Raw genomic sequence first — 14922 nt, forward strand, 5'->3', positions numbered from 1 at the left:
CCGATGGTCCGACCTTCGCGAACGCCATGACCAAGAAGTGCATCCACCAGGAGTGGAACATGGGCGTCGACGAGTCGATCGAGGCCGAGGCCCAGGCGCAGGCGATCTGCATGCAGACCAAGGATTACGAACGCGCCTACGAGGCGTTCGTCGCGAAGAAGAAGCCCGTGTTCGAGGGCAATTGAGCCCGGAGGGACGACGCAGCGTAGCGGGGAGGGCGTTCGGCCGAATGCCGTCTTGCGGCGCGGCGCGCGCTTGGCTAGGTATCGGCCGCGCGCCGAGCGGGCGTTCGTCGAAGGAATTGTGGGCATGGCGAGTGGTGAAACCGAGGGCTTTGAAGCGGTAATCGGGCGCGCCTTCGAGCACATGATCCCGTTCAACCGCGTGCTCGGTCTCAAGCTCGAATCGCTCGATCTCGAGGCGCCGCGGCTGAGATTCGACATGCGGCCCGAGCTGGTCGGTAATCCCGTCCGCCAGATCCTGCATGGCGGAGTGATCTCGGCGGCGCTCGACGTGGTCGGCGGCCTCGCGATCGCGCTGGCGTCCTATACCGCCAAGCCCGAGCCGGTGACGGTGGCGCAATTCCCGAACATCGGCACCATCGACCTGCGCGTCGATTATCTGCGGCCCGGCCGCGGGCAATATTTCATTGCAACGGGGCGCGTCGTGCGCCTCGGCGGCCGCGTTGCGGTGGTCCATATGGAGCTCGTCAACGACGCCGGCGAGCAGATCGCGACCGGCTCGGCCGCCTATATCGTCGATTGACGGGCGCGCCGCCTCACCCTGCCTGCAGCGCGGTCGTGCCTTGATCGGCGGTTGCGATCTCTCGCCGCAGTCTTTCCATCTCGGTGTGAAGCGCCGCGCCGGCTTCGTCCTTCTCGGCCGCGGCAATCAGGGTCTTCAGCATCGCCGGCGCCGAGGGATTGCGCAGTTCGCCGGACATGAAGCTGCAGATCGCCTGGTATTTGGCGTGCCCGCGCTCGCTCGTGTCGCCATATCCCTTGACGAGGTTGCGCAGGCGGGCGAACCCGATAGCAAGCGAAGCATCGATCGCGGCCGCCTGGCGGACGATGTCGAGCCATCCCGCCAGGAACCGCATCTCGCGGTCGTGGCGCAGCGCGCCGCGCCTGAAGCGCTTGAGCGACGCCACGCCATAGAGCAGCAGGAAGCCGCGGAGCGAGCTCGTGCGCACGATGCGTCCGCGCGAGGCGAGCCGCGTCACGAGGGCCTTGGCGAATCCGTTGCGCAGCATCCAGCGTCCGACTGCTGCCGGCATGGTGTCGGCGATCTCCTCGAGGCGGGGATGCATGAATTCAGCGATCTCGACGACCTGATCGGGAGCGGCGCCGATCTCGGAGCGCACGCGGTCGAACCGCGTGTCGCGGATCTTGAGCTCCGCAACCCGGACCGTGTCCTCGTAGGTCATACCGAGCGCAAGCTGCCGCGCGACCTCCGCGAGGAGCTGCTGTCCGGCCTCGCCCATGGGTTGGGCGAGCGCGACGAAGGGCGCGAGCCGCGCGAGATAGTCCCGCGCATAGGCCTCGTCCTGGTAGTCCGCTGCGCGTTGCGCGCCCAGCATCGCAACCGCCCGTGCTTCGCCGGAAAGCCCGGCGGGTAGCGGCAGATTTGTGGGGCCGGCGGGCGCATCCTGCCGTTCGCGCGCCGCCTCGGCGCCTGCCGGCTGTTCGGCTGCCAAATAGGCCGCGGCGAATGCCGCGAGACTTGCGTTGACGCCGACGCCGTCGGCGCGGATCGCCGCCTCATAGGCCTCGCGCGGGAAAGGGAGCGCGCGCGATCCCGCGACCGCGCCGAGCAGCGCCGAGCTGATCACGCTGCGGTTCGCCTCCGCCAGCCTCGCCATGTCGAAGCCCGTGAGTTTTCGCGCGGCGGTGTTGCAGGCCTTCAGGATGGACTGCGCGTCGACCCGTCCGTCGGCGGGAGCCGTGCGTTCGGTCATCGAATAGACGCGATGCGTCGAGGCCACCAGATGGGTGCGATCCGGCGTCACCAGGCCGCGCTGGATGGCGCGGCCGGCTTCCATCAACTCGGAAGCGACGACGAGGTCGACGTCGCCGGGCATCGGCATCAGGCCGAGCACCGGCATGCGTTCGTCGCCGCGGCGGGTGCTCATCGGAAACAGCTCGAGATAGTAGATTGTCGCGCCCGTCCGCTGCGACACGCCGGGCACCGAGGTGGTCTGGGCGAGATAGCCGTGGCTTTCGCCGATCCGCACCAGCCAGTCGGCGAGCACGCCGCCGCCTTCGCCGCCCATGGCGAGTATCGCGATGTTGATCGAGGTCGCGCTGCTCATGCCCGGGCTCCGGCTGCGCTCGATCGTGCCATTCGCCGCTGCAGGGCGGAGATCAGGCGGTTCCGGATGGCCGCGCGCAGGCGGTCCCATCGGGACGGATTGCTCACGATTGTGGCGCGATAGAAGGACGGGCAGAGCACCGCGGCATGCGCGACCTCGCCGCACAGTCCGCAGCCGACGCAGGACTGCATGACCTTCGTCACCGGCTCGCGCCGCAGCGGGTCCGGATTTGGCGCAATCGTCAGCGACGGACAGCCGGACAGGCGAATGCAGGAATGGTCGCCCGTGCAGGTGTCGGGATCGACGCCGAACCGCTCCTGCACGGTGCGTAAGCCCGCCTTGATCCTCTGGTTCATGAGCGGCCGCTCGCGGCGCTGGCGGTTCAGCATGCATTCGGAGCGGGCGACGATCACCTTCGGGCCCTTGGTTGCCGTCAGCAGCGCCTCTCTCAGCGCGTCGCGCATCCGCCTGAGATCGTAGGTTCGCGAGATCGTGCGGACCCAGCCGACGCCGACGCCTCTCACCGCGCGCTCGATGGTGTTGCGCGTGGCGCGCTGGCGGTTGTCGGCTTCGGAGGACATGATGTCCTGCCCGCCGGTCGCCGCCGAATAGCCGTTGTCGATGATGATCTGGACCGCGTCGCTCTTGTTGAACACGGCATTGCCGACGGAGGAGACCAGGCCATTGTGCCAGAAGCCGCCGTCCCCGAGGATCGCGATCGCGCGCTTGCCTTCCGCGGAGGCCAGCGCGGCCGCGCCGGCGCCGCCGAGGCCGTAGCCCATGACGGTGTTGCCGATCTCGAAGGGCGGCAGCGCCGAGAACAGGTGGCAGCCGATGTCGCAGCTGATGTGGTGCCGGCCGAGCTCGCGCTCCGTGAGCTTGATGGCGGCGAAGATCGGGCGCTCCGGGCAGCCCGTGCAGAACGACGGAGGCCGCCCCTGCACGTTCGGCGCCACCAGCGCCATCGCGGTCTCGACCGCCGCGTTTGCGGCCGCAGCCGAGGCCGGCAACAGGTCAGGGCGCCAGGCCTGCAGGAACTTCACGAGCCCGGCCTTGACCACGGCGCCGGTGTACTCGCCCGCGAGCGGCAGCATGCCCTTGCCCTCGCAGCGCGTCGGCGCGCCGGCGCGCCGCAAAATGGTGTTGATGGCGTGCTCGATGAATTCCGGCTGGCCTTCCTCGACCAGAAGCACCGCGCGCTTGCCGTCGCAGAAGCCGAGAACCTCCGGATCGACCAGCGGGTAGGTGACGTTGAGGACATAAACCGGCACGCGCGTCTCGCCGAAGGCATCCGCAAGGCCGACGGTCTTGAGCGCGCGCATCACGGTGTTGTAGAGGCCGCCCTGCACGATGATGCCGATGTCGTCGGCCTCGCCGTCGAAGATTTCGTTCAGCCGGTTGTCCTGGATGAACTTGACCGCCGCGGGCCAGCGCTGCTCGACCTTTTCCCGCTCGTGCTGGTAGCTCGCCGGCGGCAGCACGATGCGATCGGTGGCCCGCCGCGGCGAGGAGCGGGCATCCTGCATGGTGAAAGCCGGCCGCACATTGTCCCTGGCGGTGAAGGAGCCGTAGACGTGGCAGGCGCGGATGCGCAATTCCAGCATCACCGGCGTGTGCGACGCTTCGGAGAGCGCAAAGCCGGTCTCGACCGCGCGCACGATCGAGGGCAGGTTCGGGCGCGGATCGAGCAGCCAGATCTGCGATTTCATCGCATAGGCGTGGCTGCGCTCCTGCATGATGGAGGAGCCTTCGCCGTAGTCTTCGCCCAGAATGATCAGCGCGCCGCCGGTGACGCCGCTGGAGGACAGGTTGGCGAGCGCGTCGGAGGCGACGTTGGTGCCGACCGCGCCCTTGAAGGTGACCGCGCCGCGCAGCGGGTAGTTCACCGACGCCGCCAGCGTCGCCGCCGCGGTCGCCTCGTTGGCGCTCATCTCGAAGCGGATGCCGAGCTCGTCGAGGATGTCGGAAGCGTCCGACAGCACGTCGACGAGATGCGAGATCGGCGCGCCCTGATAGCCCGCGACGTAGTTGACGCCGGACTGCAGCAGCGCCTTGGTGACGGCCAGAATGCCTTCGCCCTTGAATTCCTGCCCGGCGCCGAGCCGCAGCAGCTCCACTTCCTTCTTGAACGAGCGTTCCGCCATGACCACAGCTCCTCGCGCCGTTGCCCGGCGTCGCGGCATATCGGGAAAGATATGAGTACAGGAATCGCCGCCGGTACTTGACCGAAGTCATCCCGGCCGCGAGCGGGGGCCGATAAAGTCGGAAAGCCATCCGGGACCGTCGCGGCGGGGATCGCCCGTTGCCAATTTCGGCCTTGACGTTGCGTGGCCGGCTCGCTTGTGTTCGCGTGGCGAAGGGCGAGGGCGCCTGTCGTACGGAAGTGGAGCCTGCATGTCGGTTGCGCCATCCGAGCTGTCGGAGGAACTATCGTCCGGGCAGATCCGGTCGGTGGCCGCGATCGTCTATCCGGACGAGGCCTATCCCGGCGCCCTGTTCCAGGCGCTGGTGGATCGCTGGCGCGCGGCAGGCCTGGCGGTCGCCGGCGTCGTGCAGCATCAGGTCTTCGAGAAGACCGATCAGCCCTGCAACGTGCTGCTGGAGGATCTGACCTCGGGGCACCGGACCGTCCTGTTCGAAAACCGCGGCTCCGGCGCGGCGGGCTGCCGGCTGGATCAGGCGGCGCTGGCGGACGCGACCGCGCGGGTCGAGGGAAGCCTGGCGCGGGCGCCCGACGTTCTCGTGCTCAACAAGTTTGGCAAGGCCGAATGCCAGGGCGGCGGCTTGCGCGACCTCGTCGCCGGAGCGATCGGCCGCGGCATTCCGGTCGTGATCGGCGTGCCCCGGCAGGGCCTCGATGTCTGGCGCGGCTTTGCTGGCGGATTGGCGACCGAACTGCCTCCCGACCCCGACGCAGTCGAGCGCTGGCTGCAGCACCTGCGATAGTGCCGGCGGGCCAGTATTCGGAATTTGTCCGAAAGCAAAGAGCCGCGCCTGTTCCGACCGCATAAGGAGGCCGGTGTCAGGCCAATAGACTTGCCTTGCGGAGTGTGGAATGAGCGGCTCGAGTCAGAGTGAAGGTGTTACGGAATTGGTGCGGATCGGTATCCTCACGATCTCCGACCGCGCCAGCCGCGGCGAATATCGGGACGAGAGCGGCAAGGCCATCCACGCCTTCCTGGACAAGGTCATCAGTTCGCCCTGGACCCCGATCGTCAAGATCGTGCCCGATGGCGTCGAGAGCGTCGCCGCGGCGCTGACCGAGATGGCGGATCGCGACGGCTGCGGTCTCGTGCTGACGACGGGCGGAACGGGCCCCGCGCCGCGCGATCTCACGCCCGAGGCGACCCGCGCCGTCATCACGCGCGAGCTCGCCGGCTTCGGCGAGTTGATGCGGCAGAAGAGCCTGGAGCAGGTGCCGACCGCGATCCTGTCGCGGCAGACCGCCGGCACGCGCGGCAAGTGCCTGATCGTCAACCTGCCGGGCCGTCCGTCCTCGATCGAGCTGTGCCTCAACGCGGTCTTTCCCGCCATTCCCTATTGCCTCGACCTGATCGGCGCCGGACGCATCGAGGCGAGGGCGGATGTCTGCCGCGTGTTCCGTCCCGGTGGCGCCTGAGCGCCGAGCCTGGCCGGCTTCCGATCAGGACGATCTTGGCAAGGCGTGGGCGATCGCATTAGCCGCGGCGGCGATCCGGGAGCTCCGGTGATTTGCCCACGTGAGCGTGCCCGGGCAGGAAACGGGCGAGCCCGTGCTTGGATGAGCGGCGGGAAGCCGTCAGTGGCCTCGCGGGGCCGCGGTGAGATCGATGGACCGCAGCGAGAGTGCGATCGGAACCATGATCGTCCCGATGATCGCAAGCGTCCAGAACGCGTCGATATAGGCGAGCAGATCGACCTGATGCTGCAGGGTCTGCCCGACCCAGGCGATCGCCTGTGATGCGGCGTCCGATGCGCTGGAGCCCTGCGCGCGGAAGTACTGTGTCATCGTATCGATCGTCTGCTGATAGCCGACATCGGATGGAACGATGTGTTCGACCAGCCGGGCCTGGTGAAACTGCTGACGCTGCGCCAGCACGGTCTGCACCAGGGCCACGCCCATCGACCCGCCGAGGTTGCGCGCGACATTGATCAGGGCCGAGGCCTGGTTGGTCTTGTCGGGGGGAACGCCGTCATAGGACGCGGTGGTGATGGGGAGGAAGAGCAGGGGAAGTCCGATCGCGAGATAGATGCGCGACATCGCCGCGTATCCATAGCTGATCTCGCCGTTGATGCCGGTCAGATGCCACATCGACAGCGCGGCGATCGCCGCCCCCGCCGCGATCAAATATTTCGGCTGCACCGAGCCGATCAGTCGTCCCGTCACCGGCATCATCGCCATGGTCACGAGGCCGCCGGGGGAGAGAACGAGGCCTGCGAGCATGGCGGTGTAGTTCAGCTCGGTCTGCAACAGCTGCGGCAGGATCTGGGTGGTCGCGATGACGATGGCGCCGGTGCCGAGCATGGCGAGAAAGCAGCCGCCGAATTGCCGCCGCCCGAGCAGCCGTACATCGATGATGGGATACTCCTGCAGGAGCTCCCAGATCGCGAGACTGGCTAGGCAGAAAGCCGCCGTGATCGCGAAAGCCGTGATCATGCTCGATCCGAACCAGTCGTTGCGCTGCCCTTCGTCGAGCACGTATTCGAGCGAGCCCAGCCCGACCGCGACCAGCACGAAGCCGACATAGTCGACCCGCAGCCCCTTGCTCAGCAGCGCCTCACGCTCGCGTTCCGCGCCCGATGGCTCGTTCACGAGCGTGCCGACCAGGAAGAGCGACAACAGGCCCATCGGCACGTTGATGAGGAACACCCAATGCCAGGAATAGGTGTCGGCGATCCAGCCGCCGAGGGTCGGACCGATGACGGGCGCGACCACGACCGCGATGCCGTAGATCGCGAACGCCTGGCCGCGCTTCTCGGGCGGAAAGGAGTCGGCGAGAATGGCCTGTTCGCTGGTCGCCATGCCGCCGCCGCCGAGGCCCTGCAGGACGCGGAACAGCACCAGGGCCTGCAGATTCCAGGCAAGACCGCACAGCAGGGAGGCAACCGAGAACACGGCGACGCAGATCATGTAGAAGCGCTTGCGGCCGATGACGGTCGACAGCCAGCCGGAAATGGACAGCACGATGGCGTTCGCCACGAGATAGCTGGTGATGACGTAGGTGCTCTCGTCCAGGCCGATGGCGAGCCCGCCCGCGATGTAGCGCAGCGCCACGTTGGCGATCGTCGTATCCAGAACCTCCATGAAGGTCGCAATCGAAACGACGAAGGCGATCAGATAGGGGTTGTGCCCGCCGGCCGCGGACCGTTCCGGCGACCAGCCGCCGGCCGCATCTCCGCGGACGGTCTCCGTCATCGCACCTTCGTCCAGGGCACGACGGACATGCCCGGTCCGATCGCGATGTCGGCCGGCCAGTGGTCCACCACGATCTTGACCGGCACGCGCTGCACGACCTTGACGAAATTGCCGGTGGCGTTTTCGGCCGGCAGCAGGCTGAAGGCGGTGCCCGAACCGGGCTGCACCGACTCGACGCGTCCCGTCAGCTTTCGTCCGGGGTAGGCGTCGATCGTGAATTCGACGGGCTGGCCCGGCCGCATGTCGCGAAGCTGTGTTTCCTTGTAGTTCGCGACGATCCAGATTCGATCCGGCACGAACATCGCGAGACTCTGGCCGGCGGTCGCGAACGCCCCGACGGCAGCCGAGAGCTTGACCACGCGGCCGGGCTGCGCCGCCGTCACCTTCGTATAGGCCAGATTGAGCCTGGCCTGGTCCACCTGGGCTTGCGCCTGCCTGAGCGAGGCGCGCGCGCCCTCGAGCTGGGCGTCGAGGGTCTTGATGCCGAGTTCGGCCGCGATCAGGGCCGCTTTCGTTCGCGCCGTGTTGGCCTGCTGCGACTGCAGGTCCGAGCGGGTCTGCTGCTCGCGCTGGACCGTGCCGGCTCCCTTCTGGAGCAGATCCCTGGCGCGGTTCTCCTCCTGCTCGGCGAACTTCTGTTGCGCTTCGGCTTGCTCCACCTGTGCGCGAGCCTGGTCGATCTGCTGGCGCTGGCTGTCGATCTGCGCCTGGATGTTGTCGATGTTGGCGTCGGCCGCGGCGACCTGGGCCAGGGCCTGATCCAGCGCGATCCGGTAATCGCGGTCGTCGATTTCGGCGATCAGCTGTCCGGCATCGACATGCTGGTTATCGGTAACGGGGACCTCGACGAGGTAGCCGCCGACCTTCGGTGCGATCGAGAAGCTGCGCGCCGCGACGAAGGCATCGTCGGTCGATTCATAGTCGCGGACGCTGAGCCAATAGGCAATTCCTCCCACCGCGGCGATGAAAATCACGACTGGCACGGCCGTCGCCAGCAGCCAATGTTCGCGCAGGCGGTCACGAAGCGTTCGCGGCGTTGCGGACGAGCGGCTCCGCTCCGTGGGGCGAGCGTCCAAGGCGGTCACCTCGATCTGGGGGTAGCGATGAGGCTACGCGCGGGCGCGCACTTTGGTCCCGGGGACGGACGAGGTGGCGCCCGTTCAGCCGTGGGCGTTCGCGCGGCGGCTCTCCGCCAGCTGGAAGGCGCGCGCGTCCGTGTCCTCGCTGCGATCCGGCACCATCAGGATGGCGCGGTCGCGGGGCAGTGCATCCGGCAGTTCGTCGCGGATGTAGGCCACGAGCTTTTCCCGGATTTCGCACCGCAGATCCCAGGATTGCGGCGCATTTCTCGCGCTGACGAGAGCCCGGAGCTGGATGGTGCGTGCGTCGGCATCGATGACCTGCAGGTTGACCACGGCGCCGTCCCACAGCCTGGATTCTTTTGCCGCCTCTTCCAGCTTCCGACGGATGCGCGCGACGTCGGCCCGGTAATCGACGTAGAGCGCGATCGAGCCGATCAAGGAGGCGGTATCGCGAGTCCAGTTCTGGAACGGCTTTTCGATGAAGTAGGAGAGCGGCACGACCATTCGCCGCCAATCCCAGAGACGCACGACGACATAGGTCGATGCGATGTCTTCGACCCAGCCCCACTCGTTCTCGATGATCACTGCATCCTCGATGCGGATTGGCTGGGTGATCGCGATCTGCATGCCGGCAATCAGGTTGCTGAGCAGGGGCCGCGCCGCAAGGCCGACGATCAGGCCAGCCGCGCCGGCGGAAGCGAACAGGCTGATGCCGTATTGCCGGACGGAATCGAACGTCATCAGTGCGGCGGACGCGGCGAAGATGACGACGACGGTATCGGTCACGCGCTTGAACACGCGCACCTGGGTGACATGCTTGCGGGCGACGAAATTTTCGGTGACGTCGCGAAAGCTCTGCAGATAGCGCGCCGCGCTCATGTCGACGACGCGGACCGATATCCAGCCCAGCAGCGCGATGAACGCGACGACGAAGAGATGCGTGAGGGGCTGGCGGATGTCGTCGTCGAGCGGCGCGAGCGGCATCACGAGTGCGACTGCAAGAAGACAGAAGGCGAGGCGGGTCGGACCCAGGATGCGATCCAGGAAGGGATTGACCACCGAAAACCGGGTTCCGGCGGTTCGTCTGACGAACCCGGTGCAGAGCTTGTGGAGGAACAACGCCACCAGAATTGCCACGATGACCATCGCAAGGCCCGTGAACCAGGATGGCACCCAGGCGAACAGGCGATCGAGCCGTTCGAATATCGATTGCAGATCCATCGTGCCTCCGTTGATGGCGCCAAACCTCGGACATTCAACGCGTTCCGTTCCGCTTCGCTCCCCGCCCGCAGCGGAGAGGCGCCCCCGTTCTCAATGTTCATGAACGGGAACGGCGGCTCCCGCGGTCGATCGGCGGCCCACCGCGAATGCGCCGCCCCGGCCTCCGACAATCGCCCGACCTCGGCGCGCTGGCCCGTTGGAACTTTCCGGTCTTTCCCGACTTCAAGGCCTGCGGAATTGCTGCAGGAGTCTGAGGACATGGGCCGACGCTGGACGCCTCAGGATGTGGCTCGCCTGAAATCGCTGGCGGGTCGATATCCGGTTTCACGCATTGCCGAGATCATGGACCGGTCGGTCGGCGGGATCACCTTCAAGGCGCACCAGGTCCAGGTCCCGCTAAGGCGACGTCCGGAGAGCAGAGGGGCGGACGCCGATCCGGGGCCAGCCGGTTTTGATTGGACCGAGTGACGGCAGCCGCTGACCGGTTGCCGCGGCGATGGATGACGCAAATTCCGGGACGAACCGCGCGCTTGGACCAGCCGTTATAGCCAGTGCCGCCCGTTCGGGTGCGGCTTGGGCCCAGCATCGATGGCCAGTGCGCGACGACATGAGGGAATGACGCGTCTCTGGCCGCTGCTCGGCGTGAACTTCTTCATGGCCGACATGCAGTCCGGCATCGGCCCCTTCCTCGGCGTGTTCCTGCTCGAACGCGGCTGGGCGAGCGGCATGATCGGCACGGCCATGACGATCGGCAACATCGCCGGCATGCTGATCGCCACGCCGGTCGGTGCGTTGATCGATGCGTCGCGTCACAAGCGCATCTGGGTGATGGTGCCCGGCGTTGCGGTGGTCGCGGCGTCGTCGATCATCCTGGTCTGGCAGAATTTCTGGGCGGTGACGATCTCGCAGATCGCAACGTCGATCGCCGGAGCCGCGATCGTTCCTGCCGTGACCGGCATGACGCTCGGAATCGTCGGTCAGAAGGGCTTCAACCGTCAGAACGGTCGGAACCAGGCATTCAATCACGCCGGCAACATGGTGGGTGCGGCGACCTCGGGCTTGTTGGGTTTGCAGTTCGGTTATTTCGCGGTCTTTCTCCTTGCGGCATTGTTCGGAGCGATCACGATCGCCTGCGTCTTCATGATTTCGCCCGGCTCGATCGACGATCGTTCGGCGCGCGGCAGCAAGGAGGACGATCCGGAAAGCCGGCCGAGCGGCTTGACCGTGCTGCTCCGCCACAAGCCGCTCCTTGTGCTCGCACTGGCGCTCGCCGTCTTTCATCTCGGCAACGCGGCGATCGTCCCCCTGTATGGCATGTCGGCCGTCGCGAAAAGCCACGCCAACGGGCCTGGCTTTGTCGCCACCACCGTGGTCGTCGCGCAAGGCGTCATGGTCGTTGCCTCTATCGTTGCCATGCGGGTTGCGGAGAAGCGCAACTACTGGCTGATCATGCTGGCTTCGTTCCTGGTGTTGCCGCTGCGCGGGGTTCTCGCCTATTTCCTGGCCGGCTGGTGGGGCGTGATTCCGATCGAGATACTCGACGGCATCGGCACCGGCCTGCAAAGCGTGGCGGTGCCGGGCATGGTCGCGCGATCGCTCTACGGAACCGGTCGTGTCAATCTCGCGCAGGGAGCGGTCATCACGGTGCAGGGCGCGGGCGCTGCATCCAGTCCGGCGATCGGCGGCTGGATCGCGCAGGCGCTGGGCTTCTCGTCGACCTTTCTCGTGCTGGGGAGCTTTGGCCTGATCGCCACGGCGGTCTGGATCATGTGGCGGTCCGCGATCAGGCAGTACTGACGGGCTGACCGACACCCGTCCCCGGCGGGGACTGCCCGACCTTCCCCGCGGCCGTCTGCCGACGAACGCCGGGGCCAGTTCGATCTTTGACGGGTCATCTCTGAACGGGAACCTTTTCCGGGGAAGGGTATTGTCTTGCCGTCACCGGCTGAGGACAGATATTTGCGCGCGCGTCAGCGGTTTCCAGCCGGGGGCGCTTCGCTGCGCTCTTTCGAAAGTGGACATGACGATCAGGCGTAAGCGAACCAGGCAGGCGCAATCGCTGCAGGCGCGGTTGCTGGATGCGGCCGACAGGGCGCGGGAGTTGGCCCGGGATCTGCCGCCGGGTAGGGAGCGGGAGATCTTGCTGCGCAGGGCGCGGCAGGACGAGGTGACGTCCGATCTGGCGGATTGGCTGAGCCCGCAGCACCCGGGACAACGGGAGAGATAGCGCGCGGACCATGCGGCCATGCCGCAGGGGGAACCTCGATTGTAGCGGCGACCGTCGCGCTCCAGAAAGCAGGCTTTGCCGATGCTCTAGGTCAGCGTCCGCTCTTCACCTCAGCCACCTTGACGCGGCAGGAAATTTGCCAACATCGCAACGAGTTCGGACTGTCGGCGGCATCCCGTCTTGGCAAATATGCCTTGCAGGTGCTTCTTCGCCGTTTCGCGCGAGATCCCGAGAGATGACGCCTGGGACTGGAGATCCATGCCCGCTTGCAGCCCGATGACCAGCCGAGCCTCAGCCGGCGTCAGTCCAAGAGCTGCCTGGATCGCCTGCATCTCGGGCACGAGCCGCGCGTCGGGATCGGCGAATATGGCAAGCGCATGGAACGCGGACAGCGGTGTATCCGCCAGTTGAAAGCTCCGCATCAGATACACCGTAATCGGGTTTCGTCCGCGTCGTGGGAAATTGACCCGGGCTGCTCCGGCCGATTCAGTTGACCATAGCAATCCATTCAGAGCACGTGCGAAGCGTTCGGTCGCGGCTCTGTCGCTGGAAACGAGACGGCGTTCGACGATCCTGGTGTCCTCGTCCAGCAACTTCTCGGCCAGCTGATTGACCCGAACCACGTCGCCGGCACGGTCGAAGAGAATTGCAGCTTTGCCCGCAACGTCGAAAGCGGACAGCGACGCCGAGCCGCGTGCCAAGCCAAGCGCGCTGGCGACCTCAGCCACGCCATCGAGATGTGTCGAGAGATTCCGAAGCGCGTCCAGTTCGCTTTCGGAGAAGTGATCCTGCGTCAGGGTGCGATGCAGCGTCAGCGCCCAGATCGGATCACCGCTCCCAACGCGAACCGCCGCATAGCCCTTCAAATTGCAGCCGGCCAGGAAATCCTGATAGTAGGGGCTCCTTCGCAAATTGTGTTCGGGCATGATATCGGCGTCGGTAAACAGACCCGACTGAACGAGCTTGCCTATCCCCCGATATCGCTCGTCTCGGTGGTTCCAGCCCTCGCGAACATAGCGCTCGAAGCTTTCTCCCATCGACCGCGTCGCCAGGTACGGTAGCGTACCAACGACCGGGAACATGATGACTCCGAAGGAGCGCGTGGCCCTCTGGATCAGTTCGAGCGCGGGCTGCCACTGATCGGGGTCGAGTGATGCCGCATTGAGCGCGGCCACAATCGACAAAATGTCGAAATCAACCACGACGCGCCTCCCGCCGGGATCGAAGCGACCGCGCGCACCCTTGTCAATCGAATTTGAAGGAAACCTACCCCGTTCGGGCCATGTGCGGGATCGAACGAGGCGGCAGTATCGCGCGTTGCGACGGTCGGCTGCCGAAGAGGGCCGCGCACGCGGCCTCAACTCGGCATCCGTGCATACACGCGTTGCGGTCGTCGTGCCGCCGCGACGGATATCGAGGAGGTCGTCATGAGAACCATTCCCGCCGTCGCCGCGAGCGCCGGCGTTGCCTTCGCTTTTTGCGGCTTAAATGCCTCGGCGCTCGCTGCCGACGACGCCATGGCAATAGCCAGCGCGGTCACATCCAAATACGAGCAGGCAACGGCATCGAAAGACGCAGCAAAGATCGCCGAGCTCTTCACCGAGGATGCCGTGTTTCAGATTCCGGCCGGGATGTTCAAGGGCAGGGAGGCAATACAGCGCCATCGCGAAAGCAGCATCAAATCCGGCGCCCAGAAGGAAGACATCTCCGTCGCCGACGCTCGGAGAATTGGTGACGTGGTCTATGACTATGGCGAGGTTACGCTTCACATCAAATCGCAGTCCGAGACCAAGGACCTCAAGCTGCACTGGGGAGCCGTCCTCACCAGGTCCGGCGACGATTGGAAGATCGCGCTGCTGACGGCTACGCCGGAAGCGCCGCCGAAAACCCAATAGCGAGAGCAAACGCCAAAGAATGTCTTCAAGAGGGGAGTTGCGAACATGCGAAACTATCCCGTTGTTTTCGGATCCCTGGCGTCCATTTTCCTCCCCACCTGCGCTTTGGCCGACCCGATCGTCATCAGCGGCCCATTCGAATTCCTGGATAACCGCTCTTCGAACGACGCCGGCATAAAACCCGGCGTTGGCGGCGGGACGTTCACGGGGACGATGGACCCGATCGTCACCACGGTCGCTTCGGTACCTGAACCCTCCACATGGGCCATGACGATCCTTGGCTTCTGCGGTTTGGGCTGGCTCGCGTATCGAGGCAAAGGCCGGAAGGCGATGTCTGCCTGACGTTCGGCCCGCCGGCGTCAACGGCGAGCCTCTTGGATCGAGCGATCACGGTCAGGGGCCGATCGGTGTGGATCCGCAATACGGCCCTATGTGCCCGCCATCTCGGCGCGGTACCAGTCGCCGATCTCGCTCGCGGTCATCAGCGCCACGCCATCATGGCTGATGACATGGTCGAGCAGCGCCTCCAGATACTTGATCCGGTGCGGCACGCCGGTGATGTAGGGATGGATCGAGATCGCCATCACCCGTGCATTGTCGGCGCCTTCGAGATAGAGACGGTCGAACTGGTCGGTGCAGCGCTTCAGGAACTGCTCGGAGGGCAGATGCTGCAGCGCATGGATGACGATGTCGTTGGTCTCCACCGAATAGGGGATGGTGGTGATGGTGCCGTGGGGCGTGGCGATGTCCTGCGGCAGATCGTCGATCACCCAGTCCGCGACGTATTCGAT

At 66.0% G+C, this 14922-nt stretch carries 12 protein-coding genes and 2 pseudogenes; 7 read left to right on the forward strand and 7 right to left on the reverse strand.

What is annotated here, in order from left to right; translation table 11 throughout:
• Positions 1-185 (forward strand): annotated as a pseudogene (locus KGM94_RS16105) (enoyl-CoA hydratase); the annotation flags it as partial.
• A gap of 124 nt (positions 186-309) precedes the next feature.
• Positions 310-765: a thioesterase family protein gene (locus tag KGM94_RS16110; protein ID WP_300261040.1), complete on the forward strand. Its 456-nt coding sequence runs from the start codon at positions 310-312 to the stop codon at positions 763-765.
• A 13-nt stretch (positions 766-778) separates the two neighbouring features.
• Here the strand turns inward: KGM94_RS16110 and KGM94_RS16115 are convergent, their stop codons facing one another.
• Together KGM94_RS16115 and KGM94_RS16120 are read right to left on the reverse strand one after the other, a co-directional pair.
• On the reverse strand, positions 779-2311 hold the full coding sequence (locus KGM94_RS16115) for an indolepyruvate oxidoreductase subunit beta family protein (RefSeq protein ID WP_300261042.1): 1533 nt from the start codon (positions 2309-2311) through the stop codon (positions 779-781).
• On the reverse strand, positions 2308-4455 hold the full coding sequence (locus KGM94_RS16120) for an indolepyruvate ferredoxin oxidoreductase subunit alpha (RefSeq protein WP_300261045.1): 2148 nt from the start codon (positions 4453-4455) through the stop codon (positions 2308-2310). The genes KGM94_RS16115 and KGM94_RS16120 overlap by 4 nt, the downstream gene beginning before the upstream one ends.
• A 250-nt stretch (positions 4456-4705) precedes the next feature.
• Between KGM94_RS16120 and KGM94_RS16125 the strand changes: the two genes are divergently transcribed.
• A complete protein-coding gene (locus tag KGM94_RS16125; RefSeq protein WP_300261048.1) occupies positions 4706-5257 on the forward strand; it encodes a DUF2478 domain-containing protein in 552 nt (183 codons plus the stop codon).
• Positions 5258-5366: 109 nt separating this feature from the next.
• A complete protein-coding gene (gene mog / locus KGM94_RS16130) occupies positions 5367-5930 on the forward strand; it encodes a molybdopterin adenylyltransferase (RefSeq protein ID WP_300261051.1) in 564 nt (187 codons plus the stop codon).
• A gap of 159 nt (positions 5931-6089) precedes the next feature.
• On the opposite strand, the gene KGM94_RS16135 is transcribed toward mog, so the two are convergent.
• From KGM94_RS16135 to KGM94_RS16145, 3 genes are all read right to left on the reverse strand, one after another.
• Positions 6090-7706: a DHA2 family efflux MFS transporter permease subunit gene (locus KGM94_RS16135; RefSeq protein WP_300261054.1), complete on the reverse strand. Its 1617-nt coding sequence runs from the start codon at positions 7704-7706 to the stop codon at positions 6090-6092.
• Positions 7703-8782, reverse strand: coding sequence for an HlyD family secretion protein (locus KGM94_RS16140; RefSeq protein WP_300261057.1), 1080 nt, complete (start codon positions 8780-8782; stop codon positions 7703-7705). Before KGM94_RS16140 ends, KGM94_RS16135 begins: the two co-directional genes overlap by 4 nt.
• A gap of 84 nt (positions 8783-8866) precedes the next feature.
• Entirely contained in the window at positions 8867-10009 is a 1143-nt protein-coding gene (locus KGM94_RS16145; RefSeq protein ID WP_300261060.1) for a mechanosensitive ion channel family protein, read from the reverse strand.
• Positions 10010-10624: 615 nt separating this feature from the next.
• Between KGM94_RS16145 and KGM94_RS16150 the strand changes: the two genes are divergently transcribed.
• Entirely contained in the window at positions 10625-11806 is a 1182-nt protein-coding gene (locus KGM94_RS16150; protein WP_300261063.1) for an MFS transporter, read from the forward strand.
• Between the two features lie 540 nt (positions 11807-12346).
• Here the strand turns inward: KGM94_RS16150 and KGM94_RS16160 are convergent.
• Positions 12347-13438: a helix-turn-helix transcriptional regulator gene (locus KGM94_RS16160; protein WP_300261067.1), complete on the reverse strand. Its 1092-nt coding sequence runs from the start codon at positions 13436-13438 to the stop codon at positions 12347-12349.
• A gap of 225 nt (positions 13439-13663) precedes the next feature.
• Between KGM94_RS16160 and KGM94_RS16165 the strand changes: the two genes are divergently transcribed.
• On the forward strand, positions 13664-14131 hold the full coding sequence (locus KGM94_RS16165; RefSeq protein ID WP_300261069.1) for a nuclear transport factor 2 family protein: 468 nt from the start codon (positions 13664-13666) through the stop codon (positions 14129-14131).
• Positions 14132-14176: 45 nt separating this feature from the next.
• Positions 14177-14473, forward strand: a complete 297-nt coding sequence (locus KGM94_RS16170) for a PEP-CTERM sorting domain-containing protein (protein WP_300261072.1) — start codon at positions 14177-14179, stop codon at positions 14471-14473.
• Positions 14474-14559: 86 nt separating this feature from the next.
• Here the strand turns inward: KGM94_RS16170 and KGM94_RS16175 are convergent.
• A pseudogene (locus tag KGM94_RS16175) lies at positions 14560-14922 on the reverse strand (polysaccharide deacetylase); the annotation flags it as partial.

Source organism: Bradyrhizobium sp. (genome assembly GCF_028868675.1).
Taxonomy (GTDB): domain Bacteria; phylum Pseudomonadota; class Alphaproteobacteria; order Rhizobiales; family Xanthobacteraceae; genus Bradyrhizobium.